This window comes from Enterobacter sp. UCD-UG_FMILLET, assembly GCF_000762975.1.
Classification (GTDB): domain Bacteria; phylum Pseudomonadota; class Gammaproteobacteria; order Enterobacterales; family Enterobacteriaceae; genus Enterobacter; species Enterobacter dykesii.
Window position 1 is genome coordinate 74,325 of the sequence record NZ_JRJC01000053.1, and the last position, 15,894, is coordinate 90,218.

Below are 15,894 nucleotides of genomic sequence, written 5' to 3' on the forward strand. Positions count from 1 at the left end.
CTCAAGGAGAATTATTCCTTATGGTTATCGGCTCTTCCAAAACTTAAATTAATTAAAGTTATTGATGTATCGGTCCGAGCTATATTGCTCACTTATAGCGCCGCTGCAGGGTGGCAGCCAGCTTGCGTTGCAACGGTTCAGGGGTCTCTCCCTCGATCAGTTTGCTAATCAAATCAAAGCAGTGCCACGCCAGCTGGCGGTTATCCTGACGAATGGTATCCACGGGAATCGTCAGCGAATCGTAGAGATAGTGATCGTCAAAACTGGCTAACCTGATTTCACTTTGCAACAGGTTGTGCTGGCCCATATAGCGCAGCACCCCTTCCAGCAGCCCGCAGGCGGCGGCGAAAAGCGCTTTCGGAGGACGCCCCAGACGGGCGCAGAGTTCAGCAAACATCTCGTACCCGGAGCTCGGGTGATAGTTGCCGTGAATGATCCACTCGGGGCGCAGCTCCACGCCGGCCTCTCGCAGACCTTGCTTAAACCCTTCCAGACGATCGCGCGTAGGAGAAAGGCGCGGCTGACCGCCGAGGAAGTAGAACTCATCAGGATGCTGGCGCGCAATGTCGGTCACCAGTTCCGCCGTCGGGGTAATGGAGTCGGTGATCACCAGCGGCAGCGCGCTGTCGTTGATGTGGCGGTCAAACAGAACAACGGGCAGCTGCTCGCTCAGCTTATGGTAGTCCGCATCGTTAAGCATGCTGGAGGCCACAATCAGCCCGTCCACCTGACGCGCCACCATGTTGTTCACCACCACCGTCTCCTGCCCCGGGTTTTCATCGCTGCAGGAGATCAGCAGCTGAACCCCCGCCTCGCGGCACAGCGTTTCCAGCTCGTGAGAAAAGACGGCAAAACCGTAGTTGGTGATCTCCGGAACCACCAGACCAATGGTGTGGCTGCGGTTATCGCGCAGCGACCGGGCGTGAATGCTGGGCTGATAGTGGTGCTCTTTTGCGATCGCCAGCACGCGCTCGCGCGTCTCTTCCGCCACGCGAAGCTCTTTGCTGCGCCCGTTGAGGACCAGGCTGGCGGTGGCTTTTGACACCCCCGCCAGCTCCGCGATGTCTTTAATGGTGACGCGTTTTGTTTTTCTCACAACGACTTAGATCCGGCTGCCAAAACCCTCATTCTATCATGCAGGCGCGCAGCGACCAGTAGCGTAATGTGATATCGGACGCACCTTCGAATCGCACCCGGGCCGGATGGACAGGAAAATAGCGGCTGCTCATCACCCCTTCACCGTGATTGATGAAGATTTCAACGCTGGAGCGGTCGCAGAGAACGCGCAAATGACTGACGTCGCCCTGCCAGTAGCGGGTCAGCGTTTCGCCGGTTTTCAGGCTCGCGCGTTCCAGGCGTATACCCTGCTCATCGACCCTGAGGCGCAGCGCAAGCATCTCTTCCCCGTCCGGTACGCCCATCCAACCGATCATAATGCGTCGTCCGTCTTCAGCCACCGTGGTTTGCGGGGCGTAAAACTCAAAGCCCGCGTCCAGCTCGTGCAGCTCGCCGTGATCGAACGCGGCGTTTTCATAGTCAAACGCCCCGCTCATCCAGGTCGCCGGATAGGTGTTGAGATAGCGATGCGGCTCGCGCGCCAGCCCCTGCGGACAGCTGATCAGGACGTGCGTTCCGTCGAGGGCGAACAGGTCCGGACACTCCCACATATACCCCGCGTCCGTCAGGCCGTTGACGCCGTGACCTGCGATTTCCCCGCAGGACGCCCAGGCGTGCAAATCGGCTGATTTAAACAGCAGCACCTTGCCGCGCTTTTGCACATCCTGCGCGCCGAGCACCATGTACCACATCCCGGCGTGCTGCCACACCTTCGGGTCGCGCACGTGGCCGGTGTAGCCTTCCGGCAGCGCCAGCACCGGCCCCAGCTTCGTAAAGGTCCCGTCCGGCTGTTCCACGGCGAGGCACTGCCAGGCCGTGCGGCTGCCGTCATCAAACTTAACGTTGCCGGTGTAGCACAGGGTCAGAACGCCGTGATTGTCCACGGCGCTACCGGAGTAGCAGCCGTTGCGGTCATACTCTTCATCCGGCATCAGCGCCAGCGGCTCATGCTGCCAGTGCACCAGGTCCGCAGAGCTCCAGTGCCCCCAGCATTTAAACCGATGCTCGCAGTCCAGCGGGTTCCACTGATAGAACAGGTGGTAGCGCCCGGCAAACCAGATGAACCCGTTGGGATCGTTCATCAGTCCCGTCACCGGCGCGGGGTGCCACTGCGGATAGTGGCTGTCCGCCAGCGCCCGCGGCTGGCCTTTCATAACGGCCTGCAGGATCGCAGGCCAGCGGGAAGGTAACGTCATTATTCAGAGTCCGTTTTATATTTCAGCAGCAGTGAGACGGTAAACGCCACGCCGAAGGCAATCACCATGCCGATAATATAGTTGAGCAGCGAGCTGGCCTGCACGATGGCCATACCCGGAATAGCGGTCAACCCAACGGCGGTCATGTAAACATGAACAGATACCACCCAGGCCCCGCCCACCGCGCCGCCGATCAGCGCGGCGATAAACGGTTTCACGAAGCGCAGGTTGATACCAAAAATAGCCGCTTCGGTGATGCCCAGCATCGCAGAAAACGCCGACGGTAAGGTAATGGCTTTAATTTTGGCATCTTTGGTTTTGAACCACACCGCCAGACAGGCGCCGCCCTGCGCCACGTTCGCCATGGCCCAGATCGGCAGCAGGAAGTTCACGCCAAACGACGGGTTGCCCAGCAGACCGGCTTCAATCGCGTGGAAGCTGTGGTGAATACCGGTGATCACAATCACCGAGTAAAGCCCACCGAACAGCAGCCCGGCCAGCCAGCCCGCGTGTTCAATTAACGTGCTCAGGATAAAGGAGATGCCGTCGCCCAGGGCGCGCCCCGCCGGGCCGATAATCAGCAAGGCGATAAAGCCGGAGATAACGACGGTGAGGAACGGCGTCAGGATCAGATCTAACGCGTCCGGGATCGCGCGGCGCAGGTTTTTCTCCACGATGCTCATAAACCAGACGGCCAGCAGCACCGGGAATACCGTGCCCTGATAGCCAATCATCGCGATCTCAAGGCCGAAGAAGTTCATGGTGTGGAAGCCCGACGCCACGCCCCAGGCGTTGGTCAGCGCCGGGTGGGTCAGAATACCGCCCAGCGTCGCGCCGAGATACTGGTTACCGCCAAATTCCCGCGCGGCGGTAAAACCGATCAGAATAGGCAGAATGATAAACGCCGCGGAGCTGCACATGTCCAGCATGATGTAGAGAGCGTTATCCGCATTGACCCAGCCGTAGGTTTTCACCATGCCGAGCAGGCCCATCAGCAGGCCGGATGCCACAATCGCGGGAATGATCGGGACAAAGATATTGGAGAGCAGACGGGCAATGCGCTGGAACGGGTTCAGCTTGCGCGCCGCCAGATCTGCGGCCTCAGATTTACTGGATTCGCTAATCCCCGCCGCCTGAATAAACGCGGCGTAGACCTTGTTGACCACGCCCGTGCCAAAAATCACCTGCATCTGGCCGGCGTTACGAAAACAGCCTTTTACGCCGTCGACCTTACCGATCGCCTGCTGATCGGCAAGCGCGTCATCGACCAGCACCAGACGAAGACGCGTTGCGCAGTGCGCCGCGCTGGCGATATTTTCCTTGCCACCGAGCAGCGGAATAAGCTCGCGGGCGATTTGATTAAAATCCATAGATACCTCTGCCTGACTTCTTTTTATGATGTGCGAAACGCTCCCGCCAGGCGGGAGCGTGATGGGTTAAAACCAGGTTTCCATCTGGACCCCAAAGTTCCATTCCCCGCCGGCGTTAAAGCCGCTGCTGCCAAAGGCATCATCGCTGGCGTAATTATCCAGTTTGCTGCTCCAGTCCATCCAGGTGGCAAACAGGCGCAGCTCCGGACGGCTGAAGAAATCGCCGATTTTGCTCGCTTTTAACGTTGGAGCAAAGGTCAGCTTGTAGAAACTGCCGTTGACGGCGTTCCGGTCCTTGTAGCCTTCCGGATTTAAATCCATGTACTGATAGCTGCCCTCAAACGCCAGGGCGAAGTTCTGCGTCACCTCTTTAATCAGGCGGGTGTTGAGCGTTACCCACTCATAGCTATCGCCCTTGACGTAGCGATCTTTACTGCTCTGCGCCAGGACGGCGGGCGCAACGCTCCAGCCGCCGCCGATTGGCGTGACACCGTAACTTGCGAAGCGCCAGGTATCCGCCTCAGAGAGCAGCGCGCCGTCGGAACCGATGCTTTTCACTTCCGCACCCAGCCCGTGACCGTACAGCAGCGCCGTTTTGGCGGTCCCTTCCCGCAGGCCGTAGAAGCTCTCGTTATGTAACCCGACCAGGGCATGAACACCGGTATTGGCAGCATCGGTTTTGATGAGATCGCCGTTGGTGTCTTTACGGTCGTCGTTATCCTTCGCACGCAGGCCGCTCACCATCAGCTGGAACGGTCCGGCGAAGTGGTTCATGCTGAGGATATAGTTCTGAACGTTATTGTCGGTCTGCTCCACGCTGCCGAAGTTGCGGCCGTAGATGGAAAAGTTGCTGCGCAGCGAATCGTTCCACTTCACGTCGTAGACGCCGCCGCCGGTACCGGCCAGGAACACCACGTCGGAGTCCAGCCAGTGAATATCAAAGTTGTCGCGGTCGAAGCGTTTACCCGCCCAGAAGGTGCTGCCCTTCAGCGCGCCGGTAAAATCTGGCAGGTTGCCCAGCTCCGCGAAGGCCTGGCGAATATTGAGATCGCTGGTATCGGCTGACCAGTCGTTATAGGTTCTCTGACCGTCGGCGAGCATCGCCTTGAAGCGCGTGGTCGCCCCGTTATCCAGAGTTTGTTTGTGCTCCAGGTTCAGCTCGACGTAGGTGTCGGCTTCGTTACCCAGACGCCCTACCGCACCGCCGGTTTCACCGGCCGGGGTCAGATAAGGACCGCTTTTGCTGCTGGAGGCCGCATCGTTCATCAGCAGGCCCGAACGGGCGTAGCCGTGGAACTCAAACCCGCTGCTTTGATCCGCCTTCTTCTCCAGCGCGGTGGTGCGCTGCGCCACCGCCTGGGTTGTCGTTTGCGCCTGCTGCTGGGCGGCAACCAGCTGCTGCGTTTTTTGTTCCGCATCGGTGGCGCGCTTCTCAGCCACCTGCGCACGCGTTTCCGCCGCCTGGAGGCGCTGCTCCATCGCGGCAAGTCGCGCTTCGATACTTGTCATATCCGTTTGGGCAAAAACAGAGGTACTTCCGGCCAGCATGCCTATCATCACGGCAAGTCTGCGTTTTTTATACATTTTGTCGCATCCCTAAAAGAAGTCATTAAACGTGCTAAATTGCTAAACCGGTTTAGGTTGCTGATACTAAACCTCTGAATTTTGTATCGGCAATCTTTTTTGCTAAACCGTTTTAGTAAGTGTGATCGAGGCGACAATTCAGGCCGCCGGATGGCGGCCAGGAGAGGAAAAATTACAGGTCGTGCTGCCAGGGCAATGCAGTCATCGCCCCTTTGGCCGTGGTGGCTAATGCGCCGCAGCGCTGGGCAAGCGCGATGACCGGCGTCAGGTCCTGTCCGGCGGCCAGCCCGTAAAGCAGCCCGGCAACGAAGGCGTCGCCCGCGCCGGTGGTATCGACACACTCTACGGGCGTAGCCGGATAGTGTTTTACGGTACCCTGATGCCAGGCGATCACGCCCTCCTTGCCCTGGGTGACCAGCACCAGACGCGCCGGACAGCGCGCCATCAGCGTGTCCAGACCGACGTTTACCTCGACATTTCCGGTTAAAAACGCCAGCTCTTCGACGGAGAGTTTCACCACGTCGGCGCTCTGCAGGGCCTGCTCCAGGCAGCGACGCAGCTCGTTCTCATCCGGCCAGAGATCCGGGCGAATATTGGGGTCGAAGCTGACGTAACCGCCCGCCTCGCGAATGGCGGCCATCGCCTCAAACGTCGCAGAACGGCTCGGCTCTGCGCTTAATGCGATGGAACAGACGTGCAGCCATTCCCCGGCGCTGAACGTCGGCAGATCGGCGGATTCGAGAAACAGATCGGCGCTCGGGCGCACCATAAAGGTAAACGAGCGTTCGCCGTGCTCGTCGAGATCGACCACCACCGTTGAGGTGCGGTGCGCCGGGTCAAGGCGCATAGACTTCACGTCGACCTTTTCGTCAGCGAGCGTTTTCGCCATAAAGCGCCCGAAGGGATCGTCGCCAACCTTGCCGATAAAGGCGCTCTGGCCGCCCAGCCGGGCAATACCGACCGCAACGTTTGCCGGTGCGCCGCCGGGACACTGCAGCAATCTGCCTTCTCCATCGGGCAGCAAATCTACCACCGCATCGCCAAGTACCCAGATTTTTTTCATGTGATCCTCGTAGCTAAACTATGTTAAACCGTTTTAGCTATTTAAGCACAGGCAGGACGAAGGGGAAATAACGCGGGAGGAAAATTGGCTAACGCACCAGATGCGGCCAGTGAATATCACCGACGCCATTAAGCTGCGGACGGGCAAACAGAAAGCCCTGGAAGCGGCGGATACCGGCAGATTCCAGCCAGCACCACTCCTCTAACTTCTCGATCCCTTCGGCCACCAGGGTAATTTCGAGGTCCGAGCAGCAGCTGATGATGGAGCGCACAATCGCCTGCTTAGGGCCGCTCAGGTGGATATTGCTGACAATTTCCCGGTCGATCTTAATTTTGTCCGGCTGAAAGCGAGTCAGCAGCGAAAGACCGGCATAGCCGGAACCGAAATCATCGATTGCCAGGCCAACGCCCTCGCCGCGAAGCTGCTTGATAGCGCTGTTGAACTGGTTAAGCCCGGATATCATCTCGTTTTCAGTCACTTCAATGACCACCTGCTCCGGCTGAAGGCCATGCAGTTTAATCTGCTCGACAAGAAATTCCACTGCGCCAGGAACATTCACCAGCGACATCGGCAGCAGGTTTACCGCAATTTTATGGCTGCCAATACCCAGTTTTTTTGCCAGCGCAAAGGCATACGCTTTCGTCTGGAGATCGACTTCGTAAATTTTGTCCGGATCGAGGGTGCTGAAGAAATGCTCAGGGCTGCCGCCGTCGTTGCCGCGGATGAGGGCTTCAAGAGAGCTGATCTTCCCTTCAGAGGGCTCAACGATGGGCTGGAGTGCGAACTGACAGGTTTGATTAGCCATCAGCCCCAGACTCGCGCCAAAGGGTGACGCCTCCGACGAAAGCGACCATTTTTCGGGAGCGTAGCGTGCTCCCGACGGGGACGGGCGTCTGCCCGTAATAAATGTCTGAATGAATTTGAACACCCGATCGTCGGAGGTCAGATAGCTGTCCAGCTTGCTGTAATGAAGAACCGACTGCAGCACCTCTTTCGGCGACTGGGTTTGGAGATCGAAAAGCAGCATACCGACGTTTTCGAACCGTCTGCGCGGGCCATAGTCCCGCAGCAGTTCAACCACCCCACTGTGCCGCTTGTCATCCCGAATTTTATGAAACAGCGTAACCACGCTCTCTTCCGACCCTTCGAGGATTTGCAGAACATCATTGCCTTTTGCGAGCAGAACTCCGGTGATGCTCTGGTTGGCATTGCGGATCCGGGCGCGCTCTACCAGCTCCCGCAGCTCGGTGGAGGGGCGGGATAAATTCAACTCGCTTCGGTAAATCAGCGTGGTCAGCACAAAAAAGGGTTCCGGAGTGAGAAAGGTGCCTTAAAGCTACTGTTTAACATACTTTATCAATGCGACCTAACATATTCACACTAAAAGGGAACGTTACCTTTCCGCGTCCCCAATGTGACTGTCTATCCTCTCCTGCATATAGTCGTAGAACGGATTCGAGGTGACGCGCATAAGCGCCTCTTTGCCGACGCTCAACACGGACGTTTCGCCCCAGAGCGCAATTGTCCCCAGGCTGATGCCATAGCGGTTTTTCACACCAGGCTCACGGCCATACAGATCGTCATCCGGCGGGAACGGGACCGCAACATGCGACAGCGAATAGACATCCTGCGGCCAGGCCTGCCTAAGCGGCACGACCGTCTCCCGGGTGCTGCCGGCCGGGGTGATTTTCGCCACCGTCGAGAAGCTGTGTGCGTCCGAATTGGTAATAATCGTGACACCGTAACGCCTCTGCGCAACCGGCAGCAGCGCCGAAGTTGCCGTCCACGACGACGGTTTGAACAGCGGTCGGAAGCTCGCCGCCTGATTGATGTCAAACACCACCAGCTCGCTGCCGTTTGCCGGAAGCTGGTCAAACAGGCCAGTCACCACCGCGCGGGTGCTGACCGTGGAATCCATGACCGACTGGAACGCCAGGACCGGCGGCAAATTCGCCAGCCTGTTCTCCCGCGCCTCGCGGCCGATTTGCTCCTGCAGGGCCTTCGTCAGCAGCCATGACTGGCGGGCGGCGTTCACCGGGAACGAGTTATATTTGTACGGATTATATTCCGGAGAGATATTCAGCCACGCCGCTTTGGCAAACGCCGGCAGCAGCGCCGGTAGCCCGGCGAAACCGGCAAAGCGTGCAAAAGCCGTCACGCCGATCATCGGTGAGAGCAGTATCACCTGCTGCGGTCGACGAAGCGCAGGCGCGTCCAGCGCATCGAGGGTATATTTCATCGCCAGCGCCCCGCCGTTGGAGTAGCCCACCAGATGCAGAGGCACTGACTCACCCGCCAGACGCGTGGCTTCCCGCACCGCAAGACGCGTCGCCGCGAGCCACATCTCCCAGTCGACGTCCGTCAGCGCGCCGGGCGCGGTGCCGTGCCCGGGCAGGCGCGGGACCACCGCGACAAAACCGCGTTGCTGATAGTTCACGGCAAGGCGTCGGACGCTGTAAGGCGAGTCCGTCAAACCGTGCAGCAGCACTACCGCGCCGCGCGGCTTTCCGGCTGGCATCAGCACAAAGGAGCGGTTGGCATCGGGCGTAAACTGACCGGGCCACACCAGGCTCTGGCGGTAGTAACGGTTTAACGGGGTTTGTTCCTCGCCCGCTGTTTTCGCCGTCACCGCATTATCAAGATCGGCGAAAATAGCGTTTTCCCGCGCGATATACCCGGCAAAATTGGCGTTATCCATCTCGCGCACGGACATCTCATCGGCCCGCCAGGTATGCCACAGGTGCAGTTCCGGCCCCTGCTGGGAGAGATACGCCCGCACCGCCAGCAGGACGACCAGGACGATCCCGACGACAATCCCTATTTTCTTTGCAAGCGCCATCAGGCGCACGCTGATTCGCCAGGGCAGATTTGCCATGCCGGGATCCCTTTTATATTCACAGTACATCTATCTTATCAAAAATGTGAACGGACTGACGGATTCACTAAATTCATACCTGCCTGCTCAGCCGGTGCACCAAAAGTGAACTACGCTGCACAAATGTTGAGCATTGGTTAAACAAATATTGCATGAAGTTTACCGCGCAGCGGATTTTATCCGCCCTGTGAACATGGCACGCGTCATGCATTGTTAACCAGGTAACAAAAATTCAGCCATTGACAGCCTGTTAACAGCGAGGCGGTATGACGACGAAACCTGAGATGTTGAGCCGTATCGAAGCAACGTTCAGCCAGCTAACACCCAGCGAAAAGCGGGTCGGAAGCTGGCTGCTGGCGCACGCCGCGCAAATCCCGTTTGAAACGGCGGAGAGCGTGGGTCAGGCGAGCGGGACCAGCGGAATTACCGTCGGACGCTTCCTGCGCAAGCTGGGGTATCGCAACCTGGAAGATGCCAAAAAAAGCCTGCGCGATCCGTATCAGCCCTGGGGCATGAACGAGCGGCTGGACTCCTGGCAGCAGCAGCGCCCCCTTTCCAGCCGCCTTCAGCACGCCCTGTCGCTGGAAGTGGATGCCATCACGCAGGTGTACCAGCTGGCGCAAACGGACGCCTTTCGTCAGGTGGTGCACAACCTCGCCCACGCCGATGCGGTGTTTGTGCTGGGGATCCAGTCCACGCGCGGGATTGCCAACGCCTTCTTCAGCCACCTCGAGTACCTGCGCCCGCGCGTGAGCTATTCGGAGGGGGCTTCCGGCAGCTGGGTGGAATCCCTCAACTCGGGGTTTGCGCACCCGTACGTCGTACTGACCGATACGCGCACCTACTCCGCGATGGCCCGCCAGTACTGTCGCGTCGCCAGCGATAAAGGCATTCCGCTGGCCTTAATCACCGACATCTGGTGCCCGTGGGCGCGGGATTACCCGATGGATTTACTGCAGGTGAAAACCGATACCGGTCACTTCTGGGATTCACTTGCCCCCGTGAGCTGTCTGTTCAACCTGCTGCTGTCGGGCGTGGTGGAAGCGCTGGGTGATGCGCTCCCGGCGCGTCTGGCGGTAAACCGGCAATTACAACAAGAGTTTGGTCAATTCGAACGCTAAAGGAGCGGAGCTATGCCCGAAGAGAGTGAACTGATTAATGTGGCGAAGACGTTTCCCACGCTGCATATCGATCTGAAGTACGCCACCGCCGACAACATCACCGGCCGCCCGATCTATCAGGAGTCGCTGTGCCTGCTGCATACCGATGCGGCCACCGCGCTGGCAAAAGCCATCAGCATTGCCTCGCTGGCCGGGCTGAAGCTGGTGGTGTACGACGCCTATCGGCCGCAGCAGGCGCAGGCCCAGCTGTGGGATGCCTGCCCGAACCCGGAGTATGTGGTCGACGTGGCGATTGGCTCCAATCACAGCCGCGGTACGGCCATCGACGTCACCCTGATGGATGAACATAACGCCGTGCTGGATATGGGGGCCGGTTTTGACGAAATGCACGACCGCTCGCATCCGTATCACCCCTCCGTGCCGCCGCACGCCCAGCGCAACCGTCTGCTGTTGAACGCCATCATGTTCGGCGGCGGTTTTGTCGGTATCAGCAGCGAATGGTGGCACTTTGAACTGCCGAACGCCGCCAGCTACCCGCTGCTTGACGACCGTTTTGCCTGTTTTCCCCTGACGCACACTTCTCTCTAAACCTGGAGCACTGCCATGAAAACATCGCTTCTCTCGACGCTAATCGCCGCCACGCTGGCCCTGAGCGCACCGCTGGCGCTGGCTGCCGTCCCGAAAGATATGCTGGCGATCGGTAAAGCCGCCGACCCGCAAACGCTCGATCCTGCCATCACTATTGATAACAACGACTGGACCGTCACCTATCCGTCCTACCAGCGTCTGGTCAAGTACAAGCCAGGCTCTACCGAGGTGGAGGGCGATCTGTCAACGGGCTGGAAGGCGTCTGAAGACCAGAAAGAGTGGACCTTTACCCTGGCGGATAACGCGAAATTCTCCGACGGCACGCCGGTCACCGCCGAGGCGGTAAAACTCTCCTTTGAGCGCCTGCTGAAGCTCGGCCAGGGGCCGTCTGAAGCCTTCCCGAAAGACCTGAAAATTGATGTCGTCGATGACCATACGGTGAAGTTCACCCTCAGCCAGCCTTTCGCGCCTTTCCTCTACACGCTGGCAAACGACGGGGCGTCCATCATTAACCCGGCGGTGCTGAAGGCCAACGCGGCAGACGATGCGCGCGGTTTTCTGGCGCAAAACACCGCCGGTTCCGGGCCGTTTATGCTCAAAAGCTGGCAGAAAGGCCAGCAGCTGATCCTGGTGCCTAACCCCCACTGGCAGGGTGAAAAGCCGCACTTTAAGCGCGTCTCGGTGAAAATTATCGGTGAGAGCGCCTCGCGCCGACTGCAGCTTTCCCGCGGCGATCTGGACATTGCCGACTCCCTGCCGGTCGATCAGCTCGCGGCCCTGAAGCAGGAAGGCAAAGTCGCCGTCGCGGAATACCCGTCCCTGCGCGTGACTTACCTCTATCTCAACAACAACAAGGCGCCGCTCAATCAGGTGGATCTACGTCGGGCCATCTCCTGGGCGACGGATTACCAGGGGATGGTGAAAGGCATTCTGAGCGGCAACGGCAAGCAGATGCGCGGCCCGATCCCGGAAGGCATGTGGGGCTATGACGCCACGGCAATGCAGTACAGCTTTGACGAGGCCAAAGCCAAAGCTGCGCTGGAGAAGGTCAAAGACAAACCCGCCAGCCTGACCTTCCTCTACTCGGATAACGATCCGAACTGGGAGCCTATCGCCCTCTCCACTCAGGCCAGCCTCGGCAAGATTGGCATTAGCGTCAAGCTGGAAAAACTGGCCAACGCCACCATGCGCGACCGCGTCGGAAAAGGCGATTACGACATTGCCATCGGCAACTGGAGCCCGGACTTTGCCGACCCGTACATGTTCATGAACTACTGGTTCGAATCGGACAAAAAAGGGCTGCCGGGCAACCGCTCGTTCTATGAGAACAAAGAGGTGGATTCGCTCCTGCAGGCCGCGCTGAAAACCACCGACCAGGCGGAACGCACCAAAGATTACCAGCAGGCGCAGAATGCGGTTATCGACGAGGCGGCCTACGTTTATCTGTTCCAGAAAAACTACCAGCTGGCGATGAACAAAGAGGTCAAAGGCTTCACCTTTAATCCAATGCTCGAGCAGGTGTTCAACATCGCCACCATGAGCAAGTAACCGTTTCGCCGGGGGAAAGCGTATGACGTTCTGGAGCATAGTGCGCCAGCGCTGCTGGGGGTTAATCCTGGTGGTGGCCGGTGTCTGTATTATCACCTTTATTATTTCACACCTGATCCCCGGCGATCCGGCTCGTCTGCTGGCCGGCGACCGCGCCAGCGACGAAATCGTGCAGAACATCCGCCAGCAGTTAGGGCTTGACCAGCCGCTGTACGTTCAGTTTGGCCGCTACGTGGACGCTCTGGCCCACGGTGATCTAGGCACGTCCATCCGTACCGGACGCCCGGTCGCGGAAGACCTGAAGGCCTTTTTCCCCGCCACGCTGGAGCTGGCCTTTTGTTCTCTGCTGCTGGCGCTGGTCATCGGCGTGCCGCTGGGGATTTTGTCGGCGGTCTACCGCAACCGCTGGCTGGATCACCTGGTGCGTTTAATGGCGATGACCGGGATCTCCACGCCGGCCTTCTGGCTCGGGCTGGGCGTCATCGTGCTGTTCTACGGGCACCTGCAGATCCTGCCGGGCGGCGGCAGGCTGGACGACTGGCTCGACCCGCCGACGCGCGTCACCGGCTTTTATCTGCTGGACGCGCTGCTGGAGGGCAACGGTGAGGTCTTTTTCAACGCGCTTCAGCACCTGATTTTACCCTCGCTGACGCTGGCGTTTGTTCACCTGGGCATCGTGGCGCGCCAGGTCCGCTCGGCGATGCTGGAGCAGCTCAGCGAGGACTACATCCGCACCGCGCGCGCCAGCGGCCTGCCCGGCTGGTACATCATCCTGCGCTACGCCCTGCCGAACGCGATGATCCCGTCCATTACCGTGCTCGGGCTGGCGCTGGGCGATCTGCTATACGGCGCCGTGCTGACCGAAACCGTCTTTGCCTGGCCGGGCATGGGCGCCTGGGTGGTGACGTCCATTCAGGCGCTCGATTTCCCTGCCGTGATGGGCTTTGCCGTCGTCGTTTCGCTGGCCTACGTGCTGGTTAATCTGGTGGTCGATCTGCTTTACCTGTGGATTGACCCGCGAATCGGGCGCGGAGGTGCCGAATGATGTTAACGCAGGAAACGCCCGTCCCGGCTAAAACCGCCGGAAAACGCATCAACTGGGCAAAGCTGTTCTGGATGCTGCGTCAAAGCCCGCTCACCATCGTTGGCGGCGTCATTATGATTGCGATGCTCTTCCTGATGGTGGCCTCGCCGTGGATCGTGCCGCATGACCCGAACGCGCTGGACCTGACCGCCCGCCTGCAGGCGCCGTCTGCGCAACACTGGTTTGGTACCGATGAGGTGGGACGCGATCTGTTCAGCCGCGTGCTGGCGGGCAGCCAGCAGTCGATTACCGCCGGGCTGGCGGTGGTGGCGATTGCGGGCGGCATCGGCTCGCTTCTGGGCTGTCTGTCCGGCGTGCTGGGCGGGCGCGGCGACGCCGTCATCATGCGGGTGATGGACATTATGCTCTCGATACCTTCCCTGGTGCTGACCATGGCGCTGGCCGCCGCGCTCGGTCCGAGCCTGTTCAACGCCATGCTGGCGATTGCGATTGTCCGCATCCCGTTTTACGTCCGCCTGGCGCGCGGGCAAACCCTGGTGGTGCGCCAGTTTACCTACGTCCAGGCCGCCCGCACCTTTGGCGCGTCCCGCTGGCATTTGATCCGCTGGCATATCCTGCGCAACGCCCTGCCGCCGCTGATCGTGCAGGCTTCGCTGGACATCGGCAGCGCCATTCTGATGGCCGCCACGCTGGGGTTTATCGGCCTGGGCGCGCAGCAGCCGACCGCCGAATGGGGCGCGATGGTGGCCGTCGGCCGTAATTACGTTCTGGACCAGTGGTGGTACTGCGCGTTTCCCGGTGCGGCGATTTTGATAACCGCCGTGGGCTTTAACCTGTTTGGCGACGGTATCCGCGATCTGCTGGACCCGAAATCGGGAGGGAAACAGTAATGACCGAATCGGTACTGAGTATTGAAGACCTGCACCTGAGCTTCCCGATATTTCGCGGTGAGGTCCACGCGCTGAACCACGTCTCGCTGGAGATCGGCAGGGGCGAAATCGTCGGCGTGGTGGGCGAGTCGGGATCGGGTAAATCCGTGACCGCCATGCTCGCCATGCGGCTGTTGCCGGAAGGAAGCTACCGCATTCATCACGGTCAGGTGAAGTTACTAGGTGAAAACGTCCTGACGGCGTCCGAGAAGCAGCTTCGCCAGTGGCGCGGTGCGCGAGTGGCGATGATTTTTCAGGAGCCGATGACCGCCCTCAACCCGACGCGGCGGATTGGCAAACAGATGGTGGAGGTGATCCGCCAGCATCAGCCGCTCTCGCGGCGCGAGGCGCAGCAGAAGGCGATTACCCTGCTGGAAGAGATGCAAATCCCGGACGCGAAGCAGGTCATGGCGCGTTATCCGTTTGAACTCTCCGGCGGCATGCGCCAGCGGGTGATGATCGCCCTTGCCTTCTCCTGCGAGCCTGAGCTGATCATCGCCGACGAACCGACCACCGCGCTGGACGTTACCGTCCAGCTCCAGGTGCTGCGCCTGCTGAAGCATAAGGCGCGGGCCAGCGGGACCTCGGTGCTGTTTATCAGCCACGACATGGCCGTGGTGTCGCAGCTATGCGACAGAATGTACGTGATGTACGCGGGCAGCGTGATCGAGAGCGGTGCCACGCAAACGCTGATCGACCATCCCGTGCATCCCTACTCCATCGGCCTGCTGCGGTGCGCGCCGGAACACGGCCAGCCGCGCGCCCCGCTTCCCGCCATCCCCGGCACGGTGCCCAACCTCAGCCAGCTCCCGCCGGGATGCGCGTTCCGCGAGCGCTGCTTTGCCGCCGGGGCGAAATGCAGCGAAACGCCGCGCTTAGCGCCCACTGGCGCAGAAGGCCAACAGGCTGCCTGCTGGTATCCGCAACGGGAGAAAGCCCATGACTGATGTATTGCTGGAACTGGATAGCGTGCACGTTAACTTTGCGGCGCGCAAAAACTGGCTGGGGCGCGTAACGGAACAGGTCCATGCCCTCAACGGGCTCGATCTCCAGATCCGTCGGGGTGAAACGCTGGGTATCGTCGGGGAATCCGGCTGCGGGAAAAGCACGCTGGCCCAGCTGCTGATGGGCATGCTTAAGCCCAGCACCGGCGCGTGCCAGCGGGCGCACCATGCGGGCGGCATGCAGATGGTGTTTCAGGATCCGCTCTCCTCGCTCGACCCGCGATTGCCGGTCTGGCGCATCATCACCGAGCCTGTGTGGGTGCAAAAACGCAGCAGCGAGCGCGCGCGCCGTCAGCTGGCGGAGGATCTGGCGCTGCAGGTTGGCATTCGCCCGGAATATCTCGACAGGCTTCCGCACGCCTTCTCCGGCGGGCAGCGCCAGCGCATTGCCATCGCCCGGGCGCTCTCGTCCGACCCCGATATTATCGTGCTTGATGAACCCACCAGCGCGCTGG

The 15,894-nt window shown here is 59.9% G+C and carries 14 protein-coding genes; 7 read left to right on the top strand and 7 right to left on the bottom strand.

What is annotated here, in order from left to right; all coding sequences use genetic code 11:
* Window positions 1–88: 88 nt before the first annotated feature.
* The 7 genes from LA04_RS22980 to LA04_RS23010 form a co-directional block, all read right to left on the bottom strand.
* A complete protein-coding gene (locus LA04_RS22980; protein WP_047653348.1) occupies window positions 89–1,096 on the bottom strand; it encodes a LacI family DNA-binding transcriptional regulator in 1,008 nt (335 codons plus the stop codon).
* 28 nt (window positions 1,097–1,124) lie between these two features.
* Window positions 1,125–2,312 (bottom strand): sucrose-6-phosphate hydrolase, encoded by a 1,188-nt coding sequence (locus LA04_RS22985; RefSeq protein ID WP_047653349.1) that lies wholly within the window; start codon window positions 2,310–2,312, stop codon window positions 1,125–1,127.
* Window positions 2,312–3,682, bottom strand: coding sequence for a sucrose-specific PTS transporter subunit IIBC (locus LA04_RS22990; RefSeq protein WP_047653350.1), 1,371 nt, complete (start codon window positions 3,680–3,682; stop codon window positions 2,312–2,314). The genes LA04_RS22985 and LA04_RS22990 overlap by 1 nt, the downstream gene beginning before the upstream one ends.
* A 66-nt stretch (window positions 3,683–3,748) precedes the next feature.
* A complete protein-coding gene (locus LA04_RS22995; RefSeq protein WP_047653351.1) occupies window positions 3,749–5,266 on the bottom strand; it encodes a carbohydrate porin in 1,518 nt (505 codons plus the stop codon).
* A gap of 172 nt (window positions 5,267–5,438) precedes the next feature.
* Window positions 5,439–6,329: an aminoimidazole riboside kinase gene (locus LA04_RS23000; RefSeq protein WP_047653352.1), complete on the bottom strand. Its 891-nt coding sequence runs from the start codon at window positions 6,327–6,329 to the stop codon at window positions 5,439–5,441.
* An 88-nt stretch (window positions 6,330–6,417) separates the two neighbouring features.
* Entirely contained in the window at window positions 6,418–7,629 is a 1,212-nt protein-coding gene (locus tag LA04_RS23005; protein WP_047653353.1) for a diguanylate phosphodiesterase, read from the bottom strand.
* 93 nt (window positions 7,630–7,722) lie between these two features.
* Window positions 7,723–9,204 (bottom strand): alpha/beta hydrolase, encoded by a 1,482-nt coding sequence (locus LA04_RS23010; protein ID WP_047653354.1) that lies wholly within the window; start codon window positions 9,202–9,204, stop codon window positions 7,723–7,725.
* Between the two features lie 266 nt (window positions 9,205–9,470).
* On the opposite strand from LA04_RS23010, the gene LA04_RS23015 reads away from it, so the two are divergent.
* The 7 genes from LA04_RS23015 to LA04_RS23045 form a co-directional block, all read left to right on the top strand.
* Entirely contained in the window at window positions 9,471–10,325 is an 855-nt protein-coding gene (locus LA04_RS23015) for a MurR/RpiR family transcriptional regulator (protein ID WP_047653355.1), read from the top strand.
* A gap of 12 nt (window positions 10,326–10,337) precedes the next feature.
* Window positions 10,338–10,913, top strand: a complete 576-nt coding sequence (gene ddpX / locus LA04_RS23020) for a D-alanyl-D-alanine dipeptidase (protein WP_047653356.1) — start codon at window positions 10,338–10,340, stop codon at window positions 10,911–10,913.
* A 15-nt stretch (window positions 10,914–10,928) separates the two neighbouring features.
* A complete protein-coding gene (locus LA04_RS23025; protein ID WP_047653357.1) occupies window positions 10,929–12,461 on the top strand; it encodes an ABC transporter substrate-binding protein in 1,533 nt (510 codons plus the stop codon).
* 22 nt (window positions 12,462–12,483) lie between these two features.
* A complete protein-coding gene (locus LA04_RS23030; RefSeq protein WP_047653358.1) occupies window positions 12,484–13,506 on the top strand; it encodes an ABC transporter permease in 1,023 nt (340 codons plus the stop codon).
* The gene (ddpC, locus tag LA04_RS23035) at window positions 13,503–14,396 is read left to right on the top strand and encodes a D,D-dipeptide ABC transporter permease (RefSeq protein WP_047653359.1); all 894 of its coding nucleotides are present in this window, start codon (window positions 13,503–13,505) and stop codon (window positions 14,394–14,396) included. The genes LA04_RS23030 and ddpC overlap by 4 nt, the downstream gene beginning before the upstream one ends.
* The gene (locus LA04_RS23040) at window positions 14,396–15,382 is read left to right on the top strand and encodes an ABC transporter ATP-binding protein (RefSeq protein ID WP_047653360.1); all 987 of its coding nucleotides are present in this window, start codon (window positions 14,396–14,398) and stop codon (window positions 15,380–15,382) included. The genes ddpC and LA04_RS23040 overlap by 1 nt, the downstream gene beginning before the upstream one ends.
* A partial coding sequence (locus tag LA04_RS23045; RefSeq protein ID WP_047653361.1) for an ATP-binding cassette domain-containing protein occupies window positions 15,375–15,894 on the top strand: 520 nt, incomplete at its 3' end. The genes LA04_RS23040 and LA04_RS23045, both read left to right, overlap by 8 nt.